Raw genomic sequence first — 21,913 nt, 5'->3', positions numbered from 1 at the left:
CAGGTTTTAAGAAACGAGTTCGTGGAATAGCCGTACCTTCGTAACTTGGTAAAAACAAGAGAGGCCATGACGTTTGAGGAGTTGAACCTGAATAAACCGTTGATCAATGCGCTGAATGATCTGGGATATACTACCCCCACAACCATTCAGCAGAACGTATTTTCGGTGGTGATGTCGGGGCGCGACGTTTGCGGACTGGCACAAACGGGTACCGGAAAAACGCTGGCGTATCTGCTTCCCTGCCTGCGCCAGCTTCAATTTTCGAAAGAGAAACTGCCGCAATTGCTCATCATTGTGCCTACGCGTGAGCTCGTGGTGCAGGTGCTGGAAACGGTAACTCAGCTAACTACTTACATGAATCTGGTGGCCGTGGGCGTTTATGGGGGCGTCAATTTGAAACCGCAGGTGGCCGAGGTGCAAAAAGGCATGGATATACTGGTGGCAACGCCCGGCCGGCTAGTCGATTTATTGGCGAACGGATTGTTAAAGACCAAAGCCATCAAAAAGCTGGTTATTGATGAAGTTGACGAAATGTTGAACCTCGGGTTTCGAACGCAACTAAAAACGATTCTCGACCTGTTGCCGCCAAAACGACAAAACCTGCTTTTCTCCGCAACGCTTACGACCGACGTAGAGCAACTGATTGATACGTTCTTCAACAATCCGGTTCGGGTTGAAGCCGCGCCCGTTGGTACGCCCCTCGACAATATCGCCCAAACGGCATACCCAGTTCCGAATTTTTACACGAAGGTTAATCTGCTGGCGCTGTTGCTCAATCAGAATAGCGACATGACCAAAGTGCTGGTGTTCGTCGCTACCAAAGAGCTGGCCAATCAGCTATTCGATCAGATCGACGCTACGTTCCCCAATCAGGTGGGCGTGATTCATTCGAATAAAGCGCAGAATCAGCGTTTTGAAGCGGTCGAAAAATTCAAGAACGGTACGTACCGCATCCTGATTGCCACCGATATTATCGCCCGTGGACTGGACGTAGCAGAAGTGTCGCACGTAGTGAATTTCGATATGCCCGACGTACCGGAGAGCTATATTCATCGCATTGGCCGAACGGGTCGCGCCGATCAACAAGGTATTGCTATTACGTTCGTAACGCCCGCCGACGATGAACGTCAGGAGGCTATCGAAACGTTAATGAATTACCAGATACCAAGGCTCGAATTGCCGTCAAATCTGGTTATTTCCGATGAGCTGACCGAGGACGAACAACCGAAGGTATACATGAAATTGCCTGAGGTGAAAGTTCCTAAGCGTGAAGACGTTGGCCCGGCTTTCCATGAGAAAATCGCAAAAAATAAGAAAGTAAATGTTCGGCGCGATTACGCAGCCGAGAAAATGCTAAAATATGGTCGACCCATTAAGCGAAGCGGAAAAAAGTAAACTGACATTCAAAGCTCTTGGTTTATCGGAGCCATTACTCGAAGCCATTGCAGATCAGCAATATGCTCGCCCCTACCCCATCCAGCAGGATGCCATTCCGCCCATTTTGCGCGGGAAAGATATTCTGGGCATCGCCAAAACCGGATCGGGGAAAACGGCCAGTTTTGTGCTGCCCATTCTGGAATTATTTCACCGGACCAAAAACGTCAGTAGCCGGTTTGCTAACGTACTGGTGCTGGTTCCCACGCGCGAACTCGCCGGGCAGGTAGCCAATGTGTTTCAGACGTTGGGAAGTCATCTGTTTCCGAAAGTGAAAACCGTGGCGGTTTATGGGGGCGTATCCATCAACCCGCAGATGCAGGCCGTACACGGAGCGGATATTATTGTCGCCACGCCCGGTCGGTTACTGGATTTGCTGGCTCAGAATGCGTTACGTCTGTCGGATGTTGAAATTCTGGTGCTCGACGAAGCCGACAAAATGCTTGAACTCGGTTTTGCCGACGAGATGGATCAACTCTTCGATCTGCTTCCTGATAAACGCCAGACGATTCTGTTTTCGGCTACTTTAGGCGATGCGATTCAGCACATTAACACTACGTTGCTTCGGAATCCAGTTAAAATTGAAGTTGTTGAGGAAACTACTAATCTCGAATTGATTGAGCAACTGGCTTACAAAGTCGACCCGGAGCGCAAGGGGCCGCTGCTACGTTATCTAATCAAAACGGAGGAAATGAAGCAGGTTTTGGTATTTGTGTCCTCTACCCGAACGGCGGATAATCTGGTTATCAAGCTCAACAAAAACGGCATTCAGGCGGCTGCCATCCACGGACAGAAAGGCCAGCAAATACGAACGGACGTGCTTCACCAGTTCAAATCGGGCAGACTGCGGGTTATGGTTGCTACAGATTTGCTGGCGCGTGGCATTGATATTCAGCTACTTCCTTACGTCATTAACTTCGACCTGCCCCGTTCACCGAAAGACTACGTTCACCGCATTGGACGTACCGGTCGAGCCGAAGCAACGGGAAAAGCCTTTTCGCTAATTACGCCTGACGACGAGCATCACTTTAAAATAATCCAGAAAAAAATGGGCAAGCGAGTCGAGCAGGTAGACACTGCGGAGTTGGACTTGAAAGGGTTTTGATTCCCTCAACACTTCTTCCTCTATCACAGGGAATGAATCGTTTTTTAAAGAAGTGCGTTACATTTGAAAAAATAGTTACGCCATGGTAACGTCTGGAAAATTATCGAACCTGCAACAAGAGTTATTAAAATTATATGCTCAACAGGTCAGCGACACCGATCTGGAAAATATTCGCGTACTCATCGGCCAATATTTTGCCAACCGACTTACTGATTTAGCCGATAATGCATGGCAGAAGCAAGGGTGGTCGCAACAAACGATGCATGATTGGTTAAACGATGAGAATCAGTAAGCAGTGATGAATGTCGTACTCGATACAAACGTATTGCTTGTTTCTTTACCTTCTCATTCACCCTTTCATCCAATCTATCGGGCTATGGTTGAAGGACGTATCACACTTTTCGTTACTAACGAAATCCTAGTAGAATATGAAGAGCAAATAAGCGTATGATTTAGTATCGAACGTACCGATGTGCAACTTCGTGAACTACTCAATTTGCCGAATGTGGTATTAATTGATGTTTATTTTAATTGGTATGCAATCGAGCTTGATCCGGATGACAACAAATTTGTGGATTGTTCAGTAGCTTGTGGAGCTGATTATTTGGTCACAAATGATCGGCATTTTAATGTATTGAGCAATATAGACTTCCCCAAAGTAATCACTATCAGAGCGGAAGATTTTCTACTTGTTCTGAATTCGACAATTAGTTAGTAGCCCGCTACACAGGGTTCAGTAAATATGACAACGAATGAAATTTACGACGTACTGACCGATGCCATTAGCTCGGTTATTCCCAGCAACTGGACCATTGCCCGACTCAATGTCAGCTTTTTCTCGGATGGACAGGAAGTTGAATTTGATGGAGTATATCTGAATCCAGAAGGTGAAGCCGAACCCTTACTGACCGATTTTCCCGAAGAAGTGACCGAAGCGGTTCAGCAGCTGTATGCACAGCGAAAAAATGAAGGGCAATCACAAACGAATCGGCTACAAATCGACCTGACTGTTGATGGGCGATTTACAACCGATTTCAGTTGGGATCAGGAAATTCAGGATGAAGACGAGCATTTCAGCAACGGCGGTACCGCTCGTGAGTGGATGGCCATTCGGGAAGCTAAATACGGAACGAAACCGGCGGAATAGCTTATAACGCCACTTCCGCCATTGATTCGCCAATCGTTTTATGCGCCCGCTGATACGCAATAACTCGCTGACTAACAAGAAGAATGAATAGAGCCAGAAAAACACAGCTCGTCATAACGCCCACCATCGGCATCGATGTATTGTTGTGAAAAACACTCACAGCCGCCGATACACAAGCTCCAAAACCCATTCGGAAACTACCCATCAGCGCAGCCGCACTACCCGCATGACGCGCAAATGGAGCCAATGACAATGCCGACGCATTAGGGCCCGTTATGCCCTGTCCGCAGAGGAACAGGAACAGCATAGTAATCAGGCCATAGACGCCAAACCAACCTGCCCAGGTACCCACTACCATCAGCAAACCCACTACCGACTGATACGCTAACGTAGTGAAAATGATTTGTTCGCTGGTGAAACGCTTCAGGAGAAAGCGGTTTAATTGTGTAGGCGCAATAACGGCGATAGACAGAAAGGCGAAAATCCACCCATATTCCTGAGCACTCACGTGGTAGATATTCATGAATACGTCGGAGGAGCCCGCCAGATAAGCAAACGGAGCCGACGTAGCAATACCGCCAACCAGCGAATAGGTCAGAAATTGTGGCTGTTTGATAACCGTAAAAAAGCTACCCAGTACAGCCGCCGGACGTAGCGACAGTGTTATGTCCGGTTGTTTTCCGTCTGGTAAGGCTACATAGATGCCTAGTATAATCAGGCCAGTTATGGCGGCCAGAATAATAAACATTGAATGCCAGCCAAAAGCGAGCGTAGCGTAACCACCCACCGTTGGAGCGATCATTGGCGAAACCGCAACAACCAGAATTAACAGGGAAAGAACCTGTGCAATCTGATCGACGGGAAACAAGTCACGGACCAACGCCTGAGCCGCAACTAGCCCAACACAGCCACCAAGTGCCTGCAAGAGCCGCATGCCAATCAGCATTTCGATGGATGACGAAAAGGCACATCCAACCGAAGCCGCTATGTAGATAAGCAGGCCAGCATACAATGGAATCTTGCGGCCAAAGCGGTCCAGGAGAGGGCCGTATATAAGCTGACTTACAGAAATACCAATCAGATAAGCGGTTAACGAAAGCTGCACCTGATCGATAGTTGTGTGCAGATCTTTAGCAATAGCCGGAAATCCCGGTAGATACATATCTATCGAGAAAGGGCTGATGGTGGAAAGCGTTCCTAAAATCAGGATAACGACAAAGTATTGTCGACGCGTCATGAAAATAAGTGATGGTAGTACTATAGATACGTTTGGCCACAAACGATTGTTCCATCAAAACAACAACAATTGGATTTTTCTTATTTTTTCACATTTTCACAACAGTCTCCTCATACTACTATATTTGCTACACAACACTAATTATCAATGCATTACACTATTGTTTCTCCAATTTTTTAAGCGTAGCCTGAATATATTCTTTTGAGAGCCACTTATTTCCCATCATTACGCCTTCGATGTTACGCGTTTGGCCAATGTCTTTCAACGGGTTACCATTTAAAAGGACCAAATCTGATACGTTACCAACCTTGATCGTGCCCCAATCCGGATGGTTGAGATAAGATGCTACGTTGACCGTGCCCGAACGTAACACTTCATAAGGTGTCAGGCCAGCATCGACCATGTATTTCATTTCGTGATGAATCGAAAAACCCGGTACGTTGAAAACCTGTGGCGCATCGGAGCCTAATAGCAATTCGACACCGTTTTTCTGACAAGCAAGAATTAGTTTACGACGAATCTCGATCAGCTTTTGGGCGTGGTCTTTCGAGAATTGCGGATTATTGGTGTAGTTATTCTTGGCGTTTGTCCAGTTCTGAATATCAGAAGCTTTCATGTATTTCATCTCCGGCGCTTTGGTGTAGGTTTCGGCGGGCATCGGCGATAGCCACCGTTCGGCCAGCGCCTGTGTGGGCACCACCCGAATTTTATGCTCGCGAAGACCATTCACCAGTTTTGGAATGCGTGATTCATCGGTCCGATACGCAATCCAGGCACCGAACTGCCCCGTTTCACGCTCCACCAACGTATCAGAACCGGGTGTAATGGCTTCGATAAAACCATCTAAATGGTCAATCGAGGAATAATTGGCATTGATAGCCATCCAAACGCCCACATTGAACGATACATGTCCCACAAAGGGAATCCCGACTTCGTGAGCCGTTTTAGCGATGGCTGGGAACGTTTCTTTCGTCAGGCCGGGGTGAAGTTTCAGGAAATCGTAACCAGCGGCTTTCTGTTCACGTACCATTTCGGCACCACGTTCGGCCGTCTTTACGGTTTGTCCATTGAATGACGGTCCGGTTGCGTAGAAGTGCGGCCCCAAAATTTCGCCACTGTTAATTTTATCACGTAGCTCCAGGTGCTTGGGATGACCCAGCATGCCCCGAATGGTGGTGATGCCGTTTGTCAGATATAAAAGCAACACCTCTTTCATCGGCTCAATATCGTCGATAGGCGGTACGTGAGCGTGAATTTCGGCCCATCCCGGCGTCAGGTATTTCCCTTTAGCATCTACCACCAACGCATCTTTTCCGAACTTAACGCTACCCTCATTTCCCATTGCCGTTATATGACCGTTTTTCACGACAACCATCTGGTTTTCAAGTACGCGCTCCCGATCCATCGGAATAACATTGACCGAGCGAAAAACAATTTCGCGTTGCTGATTACTGGTTAATTCCTGAGCGGTGAGCAACGAGCAGGAGACCAGGAGCAGGCTGAATAGGGTTAGAATGAGGACTCGCATAGTTTAAAAAGGGATTAAAGAAATGGCAATAATTTACGGAATAGGCTAACTTGGCTGTTGTAAATTTATTTAATTCACCCAACAAACTACATCATTTGCACCTTTCAATGGCATGGCTATAAACGTAATTATTACCGGAGCTACGGGCATGGTGGGGGAAGGCGTATTGCTCGAATGTCTCTCACATCCTGATGTCGCTGAAATTCTGCTTATTAACCGAAAGCCAACCGGCGTATCGCACCCGAAAGTACGTGAAATCATTCATACCGATTTCTTCGACCTGACGCCAGTTGAACAACAACTCAAGGGCTACGACGCCTGTTTTTTCTGTTTGGGCGTCTCATCGGTTGGGATGAGTAAGGAAGATTACAAGCGTATGACGTATGACCTCACGATGCACATGGCCAATATATTAGCCAAAATCAACCCGGATCTGACGTTCTGCTACGTATCGGGCAGCGGCACCGACAGCACCGAACAAGGCCGAGTGGGCTGGGCGCGCGTGAAAGGAGCTACCGAAAATGCCATCATGCGACTCTTCAAAAACGCGTGCATGTTCAGGCCGGGCTTCATGAAGGCTACACCCGGTCAGAAAAACGTACTCAGTGCCTACAAATACATCAGCTGGCTCTACCCGATTGGCCGCGCTCTTTTTCCGGGCGGTTTCTGTACGCTGGCAGAAGTCGGTCAGGCTATGATTAACGTAGCCACGAAAGGAGCACCCAAACACATCCTGGAAGTCAGGGACATCGTGGAGGTCGCTAGAGCCTGAAGTCACTCCACCACCGACACCACTACGTAATTATCCTTGCGGGTAATGCCATACAACACAAGTTTATCTCTACGACTTCGGTCGATGGCGAAGGCTTGCCCCTCACTGACGGTTGGAATGGTTTTAACGTATTGCAACGTAGAGCCCCGCTCGGGGAGTTTCAGTACGTAAAGTTCGGGTTTATCGTGGCCGGTGCAGTAGATCAGGCCATCAAGGCCCCAGGTGCCGCCGGACGTACTTTTTGGCGCAAATGCCTGTAATACGTTGTCGGGGAAATTCCAGGCTTCAAGCTGTTGCCAATTTTCGTTAAACTTCACTAACGTAGTCCAGCGATTATCGCGTCCTTCAGCGGATGCTTTGTCTGAATAATTGGCAAACGCCACCCACCAATAGCCTTTGTAAAAATCGGCCCAGGTGACCGAACCAGGAAATAGCCCAAAACTGTGAGTACCAATATGACGTAGCGTCGACGTATCGAAGATTTCGATAGAACTCGCCATTGGTACGTTCGGGTAATTTGAGTGCGTACAATAAAGCTTTTGTCCGATCACTACGCCACTATTCAAGTGCTTCAGCAAACCCGTCGTATCCTCCCAGGCAGCTACCTGTTTCCCATCCGTTTTGGTGTGTTTCGTCAGCGAATGGTTATTCACTACGTAGAAATAGGTTTGATCAACGGCCACGCCCTGCTGAACCAGCTTCGGCTGAAAACGCCTGATTTCTTGCGCTTTCTGACCAGAACAAAGCGTATTGCTCACTATCAGCAAAGCCAGAGTTACTCGCATCAACCAACAAAAATTCTGCATATTTTCTGTAATTTCTGTTTCGTTAGTTTACCGTTTATCCTATTCTCTCAAACACATCAACGGGTTTTCGCGTAGTTTAGCTGTTTGTCATAAACCTATCTAAGACAGCCATAATATCCCTATGAAAAAACTTATTTTCTTTTGCTTACTACTCTCAGCGGTCTTAACACAGGCACAATCGCTGTATATGCCTCGAAATGTAAAGAAAGCGTATCAGAAAGGAACGCGCTCGATGGATGGCAAACCCGGTAAAAATTACTGGCAAAATACGGCCCGCTACGCTATTTCCGTCACAGCCGCCCCGCCGAACCGCACCATTCGCGGAACAGAGCAGATTACGTACATAAATAATAGTCCGGATACGCTGAGGTATCTTGTATTCAAGTTGTTTATGAACGCTCACAAACCGGGCGCAGTCCGCCAGGGGCAGGTGTCAGACGATTACCTGACTTCGGGTATTCACATCGATAAATACACGGAAAATGACGTAGCACGCCAGTGGCCGAGCCAGGGGGTTGGCACAGTGCTCCGGATGCAGCTCACCAAGCCCATAATGCCGCACGATTCAACGAAGCTGGCGTTCGATTGGCATTATGACGTATCGATTGAGAGCGGTCGCGAAGGCGTACTTGATTCCACGACCTTTTTCCTGGCTTACTTTTACCCGCGTGTAGCCGTTCGCGACGATTATTATGGCTGGGATCAGACGCCGTTCACCGAAGCACAGGAATTTTATAATGACTTCAACGATTATACGCTGAACGTAACGGTTCCAAAAGATTACCTCGTCTGGGCAACGGGTAACTTATTGAACGCCAATGAAGTTTTACAACCTACCTTCGCCAAGCGCCTGGACGAATCCATGAAAACTGATTCACTGATTCACGTAGCAACGGCTCAGGACGTAGCAGCCCGGAACGTAACAGCGCAGCAGGCTACAAACACCTGGCGCTGGAAAGGCGACTACGTATCGGATATGGCTTTGTGCATTAGTAATCAATATGTTTGGGATGCATCAAGCGTAGTGGTTGACAAAGCTACCGGTCGACGGGCAAGTGTGCAGGCCGCCTTTAAAGATAATGCCGCCGACTTTCATCAGATGGTGAGTTTTGGTCGGCATTCGCTCAACTGGTTTTCAAACAACTGGCCTGGTATACCTTATCCCTACCCCAAAACGACGCTTGTGCAGGGTTTTGCCGACATGGAATATCCAATGATGGTGAACGACAGCAGCACACCCGATCTGAATTTTTCGCGGTTTGTAGCCGAGCACGAAATCGCGCACACATACTTCCCTTTTTACATGGGTATCAACGAAACGTGCTACGGATTTATGGATGAAGGCTGGACAACCGCTTTCGAATACCTGATTGGCCAGTCGGATTTGGGCAATGAAAAGGCTTCTCAGAACTTCAAGATGTTTCGGGTCAATTCCTGGGCTAATGATCCGTCGGCGGAGGAGGATTTACCGATTATTATACCAACCAACGTACTGAGTGGCGTAGCGATGGGCAATAATGAATATGGCAAAGCTGCCATTGGCTATCTGGCGCTCAAAGAGTTACTGGGCGACGTAGTGTTTAAAAAGTCGCTTCACGAATTCATCAATCGCTGGCACGGCAAACACCCCTCGCCCTGGGATATGTTTCTGACATTCAACAATGCGTCAGGCAAAGACCTCAACTGGTTCTGGAACAACTGGTTTTTCAGTAATAATTACATCGATTTCGGTATTCAGAACGTAGCAGCATCCGGTTCACAAACGACCGTTACGTTACAGAACATCGGCGGATACGTAGCACCGGTCGATATTATCGCTACGTTCGCCGATGGCACCACACAGACGTATCATCAAACGCCTTCCATCTGGCAAGCCAATCAGAAACAGGCCGTTGTTAAACTGGCAACCAATAAAAAAGTCCAGTCGATTAAACTGGACGGAGGTATTTTTATGGATGCAGATATGAGTAATAATAATTGGAAAGCGAAGTAATATGGATACGTAGCGTGGGTGGCCACCCACGCTACGTATCCATATTACATTACCTCAATCGTTACACCGGGGGCGCTGGATTTTTTGGGCAACGTAACAACCAATACGCCGTTTTCCTGTTTGGCAGAGATAGTTGCCACGTCGATTTTATCGTTCAATTGCACCACTCGCTCAAACGATTTGATCGGATATTCCTGCCGTAAAAATGTTGGCTTCTGGGTTTCGTCGATAGTACGTGTACCACCAATAGTTAATAAGTCGTCCGAAACCGAAACAGTAATGTTCTCTTTATGGAAGCCAAGTGCATAAACGTGGACCTCAAAATACGTATCGTGGTCAATAATATTGATAGGAACATTGTATTTGGGTCGGCGGAAAGAAGTGGCTCCTTTGAATCGATCGAAAAAATGTGCACCGGGATGGTGTCCTCGGGCGAATCGTTGCCCGGCATGGTTATGATTAAACATAGGTCGTGTCTGTTAGATAGTAGTGGGGAATTTATGATATAGGGTGTATGACTTGATACCAAATGCATCATACACCCTATATCATACGTCAAATTATAGATCTAGTGAATCAGGATGAGTTTGATCCTGTTGACCTTTCTCGTGGCGCCAGTTACCGCAGTTACCATCGTGGCCGTAACCGCGGTCAAACCCTCGATAGTAGCCGTAGTGGCCCCAATACCGATGTCCATACGAACGGGGACCGACAAAAGCCATCAGGCTTCCGAAGGTAACGGCAGCCGTTAGTACGACTACCCAGGGATTCATTCGTTGTCTCATGTTTTTAATTGTTTTCAGGTGTTTGGTTCTCTTTATTTTCTTTCGGCGCGTCATACCCGTAGTAATTGCCCGAGTAGCGTTGTTTGAATTGGTTATATTCTTCATCGCTCATCTGCCGGATTCGGTCAGCGAAGGCAGGCATCGGACCGGGGCCATATCCCCAACCACGACCCCAGCCCCGGCGGTAACGCCCCCGACCGAAGAGCCTGAATAAGAGACCAATAATGAAAATGAAGATAAAGAACCGTAGCAGGAAGAACGGCATAATAAATAGGGCCGCTCCAATGAGTAATCCGGCCAGTATTGATTTTAACAGGGTGTTGTTCATCGTCTTTGTTTACGTTTAGTATTGTGTTCAAAGAGGATGACGGGCTACGCTGCGAAATACTTTAAACGCTGTTAGAAATTTTATCAATTATTTTTTACCAGCTAAAAAAAAGCCCTGTAGAATCACTCTACAGGGCTTTTTAGGTATTCGTAAAATCAATAAATGCTACGTAGCAACCTCAGCCTCAATTGTTGGCACGATAAGCGGCAGGCGAATACTAAACTGACCTTCGGCTTCGCTTATTTCAGGAGCGGGTTGTCTGAGCTGATGATATTGGTGAATAATGGCGGTCAACCCAACTCCGTTCGACAACACCCGCGTTTTTTTGCGTTGCAGGTTATTTCGTACAATCAATTGACCGTCGGCATCGGTATAGATATCAACAAATAGCGGGCGACTGGCTGACACTACGTTATGTTTGACGGCGTTTTCAACCAGCAATTGCAGCGATAGAGGTGGCAGTAAATAGGCGTTAACATCAGGATCAACTGCCACATTCAACGTCAGACTGGTGCCATACCGCGTTTTTAACAGATGATAATAAGCCTGAATGAAAGCCAATTCGTTGGCCAATGTGGTCAGTTGCTGGTCATTGGCTTTTAATAAATAACGATAAACCACACTGAGTTCGTCAACAAATTGGCCTGCCCTTGGCGGATCGTCTTCAATGAGCGCAGACAGTGAATTGAGGCTATTAAATAAAAAGTGAGGATTAACCTGCGCCTGTAAAGCCCGAAGCTGAACATCCGTTTTTTCCTGCTCCAAGCGCTGACGAGCTAGTTCAGCTTCCAGCGATTCGCGCAGTCGCTGCCCGCGTTCATGAACGAGCTGTTCCTCTACACGCGTCTGCTCAACGGCTTGCTTAACGGCCAGTTGGCGTTGCCAGAACAGAAAACACAGTGAAAAACAAAGCAATTCCAGGATAATAATTATCTCCATTGGAATCAGCAACCAGTTTTTAGTTGCTGTAGGAGAATCGGGCTGAGCTTCCCATAGTAATCCGCTAAACGAAATGACGGCCCGTGTTTCATCGAGAAACATCAGAAAACTTCCTAATAAAAACAGCCGCCCAACAATATCCCGACGCTGAGCTGCTACCCACATGCTGATCAGGCAGATACCTACAAAAAACAGTCCCGTCAGGATGGTTGCAAACCATAAAAATCCATTCGTCGAGCGATTCGTTTGCGAGAAATCGATGCCAATGTCAACCACCATCTGAACCGCCAGCAGTATCTGGAAACTACGAAACCATTGGTGCAGACGCGGCTCTCGTTGCCTGAGGTCAAAAAAGCGATCGACCAGCGCTACGTAGCAAATATGAGCAATACCCAGCGTTACGTCGTAGGTCAGGGTACGTTCCAGCTTCGTCAGCTCTAAACTGAATATGGTCGCATTTACTAGCGAAGGCAGTATGTGTAAGGTAAACAGGGCGTAAATCAGGTTGCGGGAAAGGCCCCACTGCACGGCATTGATGATGACAATTGAGCCAACTGCTCCTAAATAACAAAACATTACATCTTCACCCGACATACCCGCAAATTGCCATTTAAATACGCATACTAAAGATACACAACTTCATCTTTTGTTGTATGCCCTATCGCGACAAGCGCTATAGTTTCGGCCTGATAAATAGCCAAGCCAGCACGGTATTGAAACCATGCTGGCGAATTAGCGGCTATAACCGACAGCCAGAGCCTGTCGGGCACTCAAACTACTGATTCGTGTACCCGATGCCCATCATGTTGGAACGGGTAGCTGATTCACGACCGGTAAAATCAACGGTGATGGACGTAGCATATTCACCACTTTCGTAAACGTCACGTACTTTCAACGCTTTTCCCGTTGGCTTATAGACAGCCGTCACTACGTATCGACCGATTGCTACGTCCTTGATAAAGGAATCGTACCGCTTTTTGCTACGTAGTGTTAGTGTTTTACCCGTAGAGCCATCGATTAGCGGTCCAACCGGTTTGAACGTAAACTCGATGTTTTCGTTATCGCGAAGATCGTCTGCGTTCAGATCGCGGAACGTCTCAACGGTACCACCGTAGTACAAATCCAGACTGAGGTCGGGCGTGTGCCCGGTTAGTTTCCATTGAAAATTACGGATGGGTTTTTCGTCTTCCGTAAACGAGTCAGGATTTTCGGCCTCCAGGTTAATTTTATAAACCCGGTCATTGTATTGCTTCAAAATATAACCTTTGGCAATCCATTGTCCCAGATCTTTCACCAACTGCACCTGATACGTACCGTTTGTTGCTGTGTTTACTTCAGAACCACGTCCCTTAAATACAGTATTGTCGGTGAAGATCGTAGCGCGGGACAGGGGTTTACCTTGAGGATCGGTAACGGTTCCAATCAAATAGCCAGCTTTTCCATCGGTTTTACCGTTGTCCGTATTACCGCCGTCGGTTGGCTTGGTTGTACTGTTATCAGGATCTACACCTGGTTTAGTTTCGCAGGCAGTAAGTGTTAATAAACTGCTTACCGTTAACAAAACGGCGCCAGCAATGATACGTTTGGACAGAAGATTCATCATGATGTTGTTTACAGCTTGTTTGGTTTAAAAAAGAGGTTGATTGTAGGCAGCTCCAGCCCCAACGATGCAAAACTGCTGTTCGGAAAATAGCCGATCAACGCGCTAGGGTATCAAATGATTTATTTGAGTGGCCAACTGAGAACAATTGAGCATGAATTGTGAAGAACAGTTGATGAGCAGAATCTTACTTTTTCTGTAAAAGCAGCAGCTATTTTCTACCAGATCAGTCAGTCTCCGGAAAACCCAAACCGATTCTAATACTTCTCATTTTCAGCCCATACGAATCGAGTTCAATCGACGGATGGCCATTATTCTGTAGCAATTGATACGTTACTTCTAACAATTCAGCTTGGTTTCAGTGGGAGCAGCGCGGCCAGTCAAAGCACCTTTGTGTCATAAAAGCGGTACAACAACCCGCTAATGAACACTAATAACGTAGTATTATGAAAGTACACCATTATCTTTTTTGCGGTTTGGGACTAGTCCTCTCACTAACAGCCTGTAAACACGATGTAGACAAGAATCCACAGCCTTTGCCTGTTCCACCAGGCGTTGAGCAATCGGGCACGGTTACCGAAGTAGGACAACCGCAGGGAGCATTAGTAAGCAAAGTTATTGGGCCGGAAGGGGGTACTATCAGCACAGCCGATGGCAGCGCGCAATTACGAATACCGGCCGGTGCACTCACGAAGGCAACGGATATTACGATTCAGCCCATTACCAATAAAAATCCGAACGGTCTGGCGCAGGCGTTCCGGTTTTCGCCTGAAGGACTAACGTTTCGCCAAGCCGCTACGTTGACGTTTCAGTATGACGAAAAGAAGTTATCGAGCAAAGACGTTGAGAATCTGGGAATTGCTTACCAACGTAGTAACGGCATCTGGTACGACGTAGCAGGGGCCAGTGTTAACGTCAGCAAGCACGAAATCAACGTACCCATGCACCATTTCAGCGACTGGACGCCTTATGAACTGGCTCAGCTGGAATTTGCGGCTATCGGTTCATCGAATACAAATGGCACGGAATACGTTCCTTGTGGCAAATCCGTTGATCTATACGCAGGACTTCTCACATCGAGTCCGGATTATCCAAAAGACAGCACCGAAAAGCCCTTGAAGGCAAAAACTGGCTTTGGCTCGAACTGGAAGTTATTTGGCGAAGGCCAGTTAACGGTAGATCCAAAAGCATCGGGTGCCAAATACACCGCTCCCGGCCAGCCCCCCGCCCAGAATCCGGTTCAGGTAACGGCTGATCTGGAGTTTGAGGGTAAGAAGTTCAAAATCACGCTTTTCTGCCAGATTTATGTAGGTGACGGAACATTTTTTACACTGACCGCTGATAATAACACCAGGGGTTCCAGCAGTTTTTCCTGCGCACGCATAGCCGATCGTGTAATTTTAGAAGGTAGTGTTGGCTCGTACGTTATGATGCTGGAAGTCAATGCCAATGATTTACATGAAGGCTATTATACCTATTCTAAGTGTGGAGACGAGAAACCAAACACTATGCAGGCCGTCTATTCGTCTGTTACCCAAAATGGCGAGATTCCCGACGCCTATATTAGTTTCTATGACGGCGATTGCGATGGATTGTGCCACCCTTCTCCCAACGGGCTTACCATTGATCTTATCGAATCAATTAATGGCGTTCGCTACGTAACAGGCTCGTTCGCTGGCATTTGCTATCGCCGAACGGGAGTTTGTAACAAAAACTTTAAGTTAGAGAAAGTTTCTCTGAAAGGCACTTTTCGAATGCCAGTCATGAAGTTGTAATTGCTGCTGGATGCAATTCGGAACTACGAATGCGAGTACCCTCCTGCTGTCGCTACGTATCCTTTGAGCTGACTATAAAGTTGGCTCAAAGGATACACCCAAAACAAAAAAGCGAATCCGCAGGGCGAATCCGCTTTACTTTTCTATCCATTAATCGAAAATCAAAATTGGCTACAATAGCCTGGATGAAAAAATCAACTAGACAACAGCCGGATAAACATAGATGGATTGCCTGAATTTGTCGATGATACCAACGTAGCAAAACCTTTTTGTCAGCTCTCCTCGCTTTCGCTTTTTCCCCAGGGGCCACGTCGTCGCCACTCATTTTTAAATTTTGCCCTTTCTTCCTCGCTCATGTTTCGCCACTTATCACGCCAGTGAGCTGGTCCACCATTAAACGAACGGCCACCCGGCGGACCAAATCTAAAGCCGCCCAGTAGTATTCGGAATAAAATTAGCAAACCCATTGCCTGCCAATACGTTACCGCTTTCACAGGTATTACGTTTATCAATACGTTGTTCCACAGTCCATACACCACGCCGGTAAGCGCCATAAAGGCGAACAGGAAAAAGAACGGGAAGAAAATACGTCGGGGACGTTTCGAGCGACGGGATTCCATACGTTTCGGGTTCTTGTCAGCTATAAATTATCCAGTTCGTCATACAAGGATTGCAGTCGTTTGCGAAGGTGCTGCACCGCGTAACGTTTCCGGGAAATAATGGTTTTTAGATTCTCGTTGGTTTGATCAGCTATCTCTTGCAACGTCTTGTCTTCCAACTCATTCCATACAAATACGTTACGTTGATTTTCGGGAAGTTCGTCGAGCGCGCGCATGAGTTCTTCCCAGAAGATATCTTTAAAAAACTGGTCTTCCGGCGTTTGGGCGTCCGACAATAAAATATCCCGAAAACGGAAGTTTTCACTATCCTCATCATCGACAGTCAAATCGCTCAACGAGTCCTCTTTTCTCCGGCGATACGTATCGACAATCCGGTTGCGGGCTACCTGATAAAGCCACCCGCTCATGCTACCAATCTCTTCAAGATCAACTACTTTACTCAGTTGATACCAGACATCTTGTAGAATATCCTCGGCATCTTCATCCGAACGTACCTGACCACGAATAAACCGTAACAGTTTGTTGCCATACTGCTTAACGGTTGTTCCGATAGTACGTTTGGGTGCGTCGGACATGCTACGTAGTTACAACATCACCGGTTGCCCAGTCCGAACCGATTCATCGCAGGCAAACGCAATCCGAAGGCTATTAACAGCATCCTGCATATGTTCGGTCAGGTCGATATCTTCCTGAATTGCTTTTAGAAAATAGCGTTGTTCGCGGTTGCAAAGCTCCTGATGATCAGGCTCGTCTTGCATATCAATCCACGTATCTTCTTCTGTGAACTGGTCTTCGTTGTTGAGATTGGCACGGTGTACACGTAACGATTCGGTTTTAGTATGCGAATCTACGTTATCGGATTTTCCAGTACCTCCGGCGTTTTTGGCGACGATGGACACACAGCCTTCCGGCCCAATTACGTCTTTTACAAAAAAGGCTGTTTCGCTCATCATAGGGCCCCAACCCGCTTCGTACCAGCCCACTGAGCCGTCTTCAAAGCGGATCTGCAACTGGCCGTAATTGTAGTTATTAGCTGGAATATCGTTGGTCAATCTGGCACCAATGGCGTTCACCTGCACAGGTTTCGAGCGGGTCATCTGGCACATGACATCAATATAGTGTACCCCGCAATCGACAATCGGACTGAGACTTTTCATCAGATTTCGATGAACCGTCCACATCGTGCCATGGCTCTGCTGGTTGAGGTTCATACGCATTACCAGCGGCTTACCCATTTCTCGGGCGATCTCCACGAATTTTTCCCAGGAAGGATGGTGGCGTAGGATATAACCTACTACCAACTTTTTATCGGCTTTCTGAGCGGCTTCCATTACCCGTTCGGCCCCTTCAACTGTATCCGCAATAGGTTTTTCAATAAAAACATGGCATCCCTGCTCAAACGCCATCAGAGCAAAGCGCTCGTGTGTATCGGGATAGGTTGAAATGCAAACGGCATCGGGTTTTGTTTCGGCTAGTGCATTCGCGTAATCATCAAACAGTGGGTAACCTCCTCCCAGTCGTTCGTTAAGTACAACTTTACTATTTCCGGTCGATACAATACCACAGATTTCAAAGCCGCCAATGGTTTTATAAGCAATAGCGTGTGATGAACCCATATTGCCGCAACCGACAACAAGCACACGCAGGAGTTTAGATGACGTTGACATAATTGAATTTACAAATAGAAGATAGACCCCTTTTGGGGATCCGTAAAAATACCGGGTTGGGTTGAAACAATAGCAACGTATCAACTGATACGTCCATTTTGAATTGCCGCGCTATCCAAAGAACAACATCGATTTACTACGTCATTTAGTCTGATATCCAATTAGTTTATAAAATTCATTACCATTTAAACTTTCGTTTTATTCAGTTCACTAGGCAAAACAAACGGCTCATTACATTAATCGTTTCTGCCCTTAAACTCATCAGGTAATTTTGTCCGCAAGTGAACGAAACTTGTCCGCCAACGGACAGTAATTCATATGGCACAAACAGCCAAATCACTGACTATCAAACATATAAAATAGTTGGCACAAGCTTTGGCTTACATAGAGTAATCAGATAAACAACAAATTTTACAACCTCTTTAAACATTACACTACCATGTTAACACTAATGAGCAAAGTAGCCGTTTCTCTTATGTTGAGTGCCGCTACGTTTATGAATCCTACTACGCCTAACGCCCTGTCGTTTGAGGCTAGCGCTTATGTAACGACTAATAATCAGATCCGCGTAGTCGTACAGAAAGAAGCAGATGCGGTAGTTACGATTTTGTTACGTAACAAAAATCAGGAAGTGCTTTATCGGCAGAATATTGGCAAGAAAGAATCAGCCTACGCTGTAAAACTGGACGTTGACGCTTTGGTTGACGGTATGTATGAATTGGAATTCAAATCAGAAAAAGGCAGCATCCGTAAGCAGCTCAACTTGACGACGCCACCGGTGCAAAAGCCCGTACGTACCATTGCGATGCAATAGGACGTAACACTCTAACATTACTAAGCCCCTAAGAACAAGCAAAAGGCTGTTTTTAGGGGCTTATTGTTTTCAATTGTCATTATATAGAAACGGCATGTTTACTTTCTGATTTAGGCTACCTGTACATTTACTTCATAATAATCAACAGTTGGCGGACCAGCAAAGTAGCTTTTCATTTGCTTCAGTACGTCTTGAAGGAACCCGCTGTTTTCGGCGGCCTGTCGATGTTCTTCAGTCTCCCAAATTGTTACCATGAGCCCTTTGTTTGTCTCAGGATTTGTTAATATTCTACCATTCTTAAAGCCATCAATCTTTTTCAATTCGGGCCCAACCGATTCGCGAAAATAATTAACCGCTTCGGTCATAGTTTCCGGCTTCATGGAAAATTGGATTACACGAGCAAACATAAATCTATTGGGAAAAGTGAAGATTGAGAATTTTTACGTAGGCTATATGATGTATAAATTTTATACATCATATAGCCTACGTAACTATGACACGCCTTTAAATTCGTCCTGCTCGATAAAGGGCTGGCTGCGAAGTCGTTTGCCTGTTGCTTTAAAGATAGCGTTGGCAACAGCTGCTCCAGCAGGTGGTAGAGAGGGTTCTCCTAATCCGGTTGGTTCGATGTTGTTTTCAACAAAATGTACTTCGACTTCTGGAACTTCGGCTAGACGAATTAGTCGGAACTCGTTGAAGTTTTTCTGTTCGGGCATGCCATCTTTAAATGTAATTTTTCCGTACATCGCGTGGCCAATTCCATCGACCACGCAACCACGTACCTGCTGCTGAGCTCCACTCTGATTTACGACAATACCACAATCGGCAGCTGAATACACTTTCTGAAGTACGGGTTTACCCTTTTGCACGACGACTTCACCCACCTGTGCTACGTAGGAGCGGTGCGAGAAATAGACGCTGAAGCCCTGAGCTAATGGTTTCCCATCGGCTCCTTTCTTTTTACCCCAGCCTGATTTTTCAGCAGCCAGTTCAATAACACCTATCATTCGGTCGATATCGTACTTAATGGCACCCGTAGGTTTCTGTTTTGCTTTATTCAACAGTTCCAGCCGAAATTGAACAGGATCTTTACCAGCCGCTTGTGCTACTTCATCCAAAAATGATTGCTCGGCAAATGCCAGGAAGTTTGTGATCGGCGCCCGCCAGGGACCCGTCGTGATTGGCGATTTATGGTCAATGCTGTCGATCAATAAATTATCAACCGCTCCTGATGGGAAATTGTCTTCGCGAGTTGCGTTACCGGCATTAATACTAGCTCCACGCAGTTTGTAGCCAATCATCATGCCTTGTGCATCCAGCGCGGCTTCGAAGCGATAACGTACCGCCGGACGGTAGCTTCCACCAGTCATATCGTCTTCTCGCGTCCATATCAATTTTACAGGCGCATTTACCAGTTTCGATACGTTCACGGCTTCCAGTACGTAATCAGCTTTCAGTCGACGACCAAAACCACCTCCCATACGTGTGAGTTGTACCGTTACTTTTTCCGGTGCGATTCCCAACAGCTTAGCGGTTTCGTTACGTGCCAGTTCAGGGGTTTGTGTAGGCCCAACTAGTTCTGCTCCGTCGGCACGTACGTGGGCGAAAAAATTCATCGGCTCCAATGGATTATGCGGTAGAAACGGGCATTGATATTCCGATTTAACAACCTTTGCCGCATTTTTAAATGCTGTTTCTACATCGCCATCTTTCCGACGAACGGTTGCTTCCGAACTGTCGAGCATTTCCTTAAACAATCGATTATGATCGGCTGTACTTTCCAGTGCATCCGCTTTTTCCCATTCGATCTTTAAGGCATCCTTGGCCTTTTTCACTTGCCAGGTCGATTTTCCAACAACGGCTACGTTATTGTCGAACGTAACGACGTTGGTGATACCTGGCATTGCTTTTACCGCTTCTGTGTTTACCGATTTAAGTTTATAGCCAAATGCAGGACGTTGCAGCATGGCAAAAAGCATTCCTTCCCGGTAAAAATCAAGCCCAAATAACGGCTTCCCTGTGATGATTTTAGGGTTATCTACATTCTTGACCGTAGTACCAATCAGGGTATAATCTTTCTTCTCTTTCAGGGGGACATCCGTCGGTACTGGAATTTTGGCGGCTTCGGTTGCCAGTTCACCGTAACTCAATCGGCGATTGCTAGACTGATGGGTAACGAAGCCTTTGCTGGTTTTGCACTCAGATGTTGGAACAGACCAGCGTTTCGCAGCCGCTTCTATCAGCATTAAACGAGCCGTTGCTCCAGCGACGCGCAGCCGTTTCCATGAATGTGGGATTGAACCACTACCGCCAGCTACCTGACGCTCAAACTTCTTGGTATCGAGTGGAGCCTGCTCTACGACAACTTTGGTCCAGTCAGCATCCAATTCTTCAGCAACAATAATTGGAAACGCAGTTTTTATACCTTGCCCGACTTCGGGATTAGGTGATAAAATAGTAATGACTCCCTGAGGATCAATAGATAAAAAGCTGTTAAAATCAACTCCTGCTGTGGAAGATACTACCCCAGATGCAGTTGACATCGCAGCTTCAGAATCACTCCAGTTGAACCCTAAGAGAAGTCCACCACCAGCAGCCGCAGCCACCTTAAGAAAGCTTCTTCGACTTGAATTCTCGAATGTCGACATAGCTATTTCGTTTTGGAGGTTTTAGTTGACGTAGTAGCGGACATATTAGAGGCAGTTTTCACAGCCTCACGGATACGGTGATACGTCCCGCACCGACATAAGTTTCCCGTCATGGTTTCGTCAATTTCAGTTAAAGTTGGCTTAGGATTACGTTTCAACAGAGCGGCAGCCGTCATAATCTGACCAGCCTGACAATAGCCACATTGTGCTACGTCTATTTTGTCCCAAGCTTGTTGAACAGGGTGTGAACCATCAGCCGAGAGACCTTCAATGGTAGTAACTTTCGATTTTCCAATAGATGATACAGGTAAAACACAAGAGCGCGTTGCTTCGCCATTTAGATGCACCGTACAGGCGCCACACTGCGCAATACCGCAACCATACTTTGTACCGAGCAGTCCAAGAGAGTCTCGTAAGACCCAAAGTAGAGGGGTATCAGGATCAACATCAGCCTGATAGCTACGATTATTAACTTGAAGTTTGAAGATAGCCATTGATTAGTAGAGAATTTACTGAGAGACAGCAATACAACGAAAATACAAAAAACTATCTTCTCTACTTAGCATAAAGTCTATAAAAACAGAAAAGGTCGCTGACGGCTGTCAACGACCTTCTTCTGTTAGATCAACGGTGGCACCTACCTACTCTCCCACCTTTGACAGCAGTACCATCGGCAGTACGGGGCTTAACGGCTCTGTTCGACATGGAAGAGGTG

General features: G+C 46.7%; 23 protein-coding genes. 9 read left to right on the top strand and 14 right to left on the bottom strand.

Annotated elements, in window-relative coordinates; genetic code table 11:
• Positions 1-66 precede the first annotated feature (66 nt).
• The 5 genes from ACYVF1_RS29875 (at position 67) to ACYVF1_RS29855 (ending at position 3,686) form a co-directional block, all read left to right on the top strand.
• A complete protein-coding gene (locus ACYVF1_RS29875; protein WP_461085950.1) occupies positions 67-1,395 on the top strand; it encodes a DEAD/DEAH box helicase in 1,329 nt (442 codons plus the stop codon).
• On the top strand, positions 1,361-2,539 hold the full coding sequence (locus ACYVF1_RS29870) for a DEAD/DEAH box helicase (RefSeq protein WP_461085948.1): 1,179 nt from the start codon (positions 1,361-1,363) through the stop codon (positions 2,537-2,539). Before ACYVF1_RS29875 ends, ACYVF1_RS29870 begins: the two co-directional genes overlap by 35 nt.
• A gap of 82 nt (positions 2,540-2,621) precedes the next feature.
• Positions 2,622-2,831: a hypothetical protein gene (locus tag ACYVF1_RS29865; RefSeq protein ID WP_461085947.1), complete on the top strand. Its 210-nt coding sequence runs from the start codon at positions 2,622-2,624 to the stop codon at positions 2,829-2,831.
• A 6-nt stretch (positions 2,832-2,837) separates the two neighbouring features.
• Positions 2,838-2,990, top strand: coding sequence for a PIN domain-containing protein (locus ACYVF1_RS29860; RefSeq protein WP_461085945.1), 153 nt, complete (start codon positions 2,838-2,840; stop codon positions 2,988-2,990).
• A gap of 291 nt (positions 2,991-3,281) precedes the next feature.
• On the top strand, positions 3,282-3,686 hold the full coding sequence (locus ACYVF1_RS29855) for an antitoxin YezG family protein (RefSeq protein ID WP_461085943.1): 405 nt from the start codon (positions 3,282-3,284) through the stop codon (positions 3,684-3,686).
• A 1-nt stretch (position 3,687) separates the two neighbouring features.
• Here the strand turns inward: ACYVF1_RS29855 and ACYVF1_RS29850 are convergent, their stop codons facing one another.
• The gene (locus ACYVF1_RS29850) at positions 3,688-4,923 is read right to left on the bottom strand and encodes a multidrug effflux MFS transporter (RefSeq protein WP_461085941.1); all 1,236 of its coding nucleotides are present in this window, start codon (positions 4,921-4,923) and stop codon (positions 3,688-3,690) included.
• A 157-nt stretch (positions 4,924-5,080) separates the two neighbouring features.
• Positions 5,081-6,451, bottom strand: coding sequence for an amidohydrolase family protein (locus ACYVF1_RS29845; RefSeq protein ID WP_461085939.1), 1,371 nt, complete (start codon positions 6,449-6,451; stop codon positions 5,081-5,083).
• Positions 6,452-6,563: 112 nt separating this feature from the next.
• On the opposite strand from ACYVF1_RS29845, the gene ACYVF1_RS29840 reads away from it, so the two are divergent.
• Positions 6,564-7,223 carry an NAD-dependent epimerase/dehydratase family protein gene (locus tag ACYVF1_RS29840; RefSeq protein ID WP_461085937.1) on the top strand — a complete coding sequence of 220 codons (660 nt, stop codon included), beginning with the start codon at positions 6,564-6,566 and terminating at the stop codon, positions 7,221-7,223.
• A gap of 2 nt (positions 7,224-7,225) precedes the next feature.
• Here ACYVF1_RS29840 and ACYVF1_RS29835 read toward each other — a convergent pair whose 3' ends face one another.
• The gene (locus tag ACYVF1_RS29835; RefSeq protein ID WP_461085935.1) at positions 7,226-8,029 is read right to left on the bottom strand and encodes a hypothetical protein; all 804 of its coding nucleotides are present in this window, start codon (positions 8,027-8,029) and stop codon (positions 7,226-7,228) included.
• A 121-nt stretch (positions 8,030-8,150) separates the two neighbouring features.
• Here ACYVF1_RS29835 and ACYVF1_RS29830 point away from each other — a divergent pair, with 121 nt between their 5' ends.
• Positions 8,151-10,022 (top strand): M1 family metallopeptidase, encoded by a 1,872-nt coding sequence (locus tag ACYVF1_RS29830; protein ID WP_461085933.1) that lies wholly within the window; start codon positions 8,151-8,153, stop codon positions 10,020-10,022.
• Positions 10,023-10,066: 44 nt separating this feature from the next.
• Here ACYVF1_RS29830 and ACYVF1_RS29825 read toward each other — a convergent pair whose 3' ends face one another.
• From ACYVF1_RS29825 to ACYVF1_RS29805, 5 genes are all read right to left on the bottom strand, one after another.
• Positions 10,067-10,489, bottom strand: a complete 423-nt coding sequence (locus tag ACYVF1_RS29825) for an Hsp20/alpha crystallin family protein (RefSeq protein WP_461085931.1) — start codon at positions 10,487-10,489, stop codon at positions 10,067-10,069.
• A 93-nt stretch (positions 10,490-10,582) separates the two neighbouring features.
• Complete coding sequence (locus tag ACYVF1_RS29820; RefSeq protein WP_461085929.1) at positions 10,583-10,807, bottom strand: hypothetical protein; 225 nt, start codon at positions 10,805-10,807, stop codon at positions 10,583-10,585.
• 4 nt (positions 10,808-10,811) lie between these two features.
• On the bottom strand, positions 10,812-11,135 hold the full coding sequence (locus ACYVF1_RS29815; protein WP_461085927.1) for a hypothetical protein: 324 nt from the start codon (positions 11,133-11,135) through the stop codon (positions 10,812-10,814).
• A gap of 165 nt (positions 11,136-11,300) precedes the next feature.
• Positions 11,301-12,668 (bottom strand): histidine kinase, encoded by a 1,368-nt coding sequence (locus ACYVF1_RS29810; protein WP_461085925.1) that lies wholly within the window; start codon positions 12,666-12,668, stop codon positions 11,301-11,303.
• A 181-nt stretch (positions 12,669-12,849) separates the two neighbouring features.
• Positions 12,850-13,677 (bottom strand): carboxypeptidase-like regulatory domain-containing protein, encoded by an 828-nt coding sequence (locus tag ACYVF1_RS29805; RefSeq protein ID WP_461085923.1) that lies wholly within the window; start codon positions 13,675-13,677, stop codon positions 12,850-12,852.
• A gap of 443 nt (positions 13,678-14,120) precedes the next feature.
• Between ACYVF1_RS29805 and ACYVF1_RS29800 the strand changes: the two genes are divergently transcribed.
• Positions 14,121-15,449 (top strand): hypothetical protein, encoded by a 1,329-nt coding sequence (locus ACYVF1_RS29800; RefSeq protein WP_461085922.1) that lies wholly within the window; start codon positions 14,121-14,123, stop codon positions 15,447-15,449.
• A gap of 272 nt (positions 15,450-15,721) precedes the next feature.
• Here ACYVF1_RS29800 and ACYVF1_RS29795 read toward each other — a convergent pair whose 3' ends face one another.
• From ACYVF1_RS29795 to ACYVF1_RS29785, 3 genes are read right to left on the bottom strand one after another with little or no spacing between them, the layout of a single operon-like run.
• Positions 15,722-16,069, bottom strand: coding sequence for a hypothetical protein (locus tag ACYVF1_RS29795; RefSeq protein WP_461085920.1), 348 nt, complete (start codon positions 16,067-16,069; stop codon positions 15,722-15,724).
• Between the two features lie 20 nt (positions 16,070-16,089).
• Positions 16,090-16,644, bottom strand: coding sequence for an RNA polymerase sigma factor (locus tag ACYVF1_RS29790; RefSeq protein ID WP_461085918.1), 555 nt, complete (start codon positions 16,642-16,644; stop codon positions 16,090-16,092).
• Positions 16,645-16,653: 9 nt separating this feature from the next.
• Complete coding sequence (locus tag ACYVF1_RS29785) at positions 16,654-17,736, bottom strand: Gfo/Idh/MocA family protein (protein WP_461085916.1); 1,083 nt, start codon at positions 17,734-17,736, stop codon at positions 16,654-16,656.
• A 439-nt stretch (positions 17,737-18,175) separates the two neighbouring features.
• Between ACYVF1_RS29785 and ACYVF1_RS29780 the strand changes: the two genes are divergently transcribed.
• The gene (locus tag ACYVF1_RS29780) at positions 18,176-18,550 is read left to right on the top strand and encodes a DUF3244 domain-containing protein (RefSeq protein WP_461085914.1); all 375 of its coding nucleotides are present in this window, start codon (positions 18,176-18,178) and stop codon (positions 18,548-18,550) included.
• 110 nt (positions 18,551-18,660) lie between these two features.
• Here the strand turns inward: ACYVF1_RS29780 and ACYVF1_RS29775 are convergent, their stop codons facing one another.
• The 3 genes from ACYVF1_RS29775 to ACYVF1_RS29765 form a co-directional block, all read right to left on the bottom strand.
• The gene (locus ACYVF1_RS29775) at positions 18,661-18,957 is read right to left on the bottom strand and encodes an antibiotic biosynthesis monooxygenase family protein (protein ID WP_461085912.1); all 297 of its coding nucleotides are present in this window, start codon (positions 18,955-18,957) and stop codon (positions 18,661-18,663) included.
• An 84-nt stretch (positions 18,958-19,041) separates the two neighbouring features.
• Complete coding sequence (locus ACYVF1_RS29770) at positions 19,042-21,198, bottom strand: xanthine dehydrogenase family protein molybdopterin-binding subunit (RefSeq protein ID WP_461085910.1); 2,157 nt, start codon at positions 21,196-21,198, stop codon at positions 19,042-19,044.
• Positions 21,199-21,200: 2 nt separating this feature from the next.
• Positions 21,201-21,692: a (2Fe-2S)-binding protein gene (locus ACYVF1_RS29765; protein ID WP_461085908.1), complete on the bottom strand. Its 492-nt coding sequence runs from the start codon at positions 21,690-21,692 to the stop codon at positions 21,201-21,203.
• Positions 21,693-21,913: the final 221 nt, after the last annotated feature.

The sequence above is a fragment of the Spirosoma flavus genome (assembly GCF_054778555.1).
This window is presented reverse-complemented; position numbering and strand designations above follow the sequence as displayed.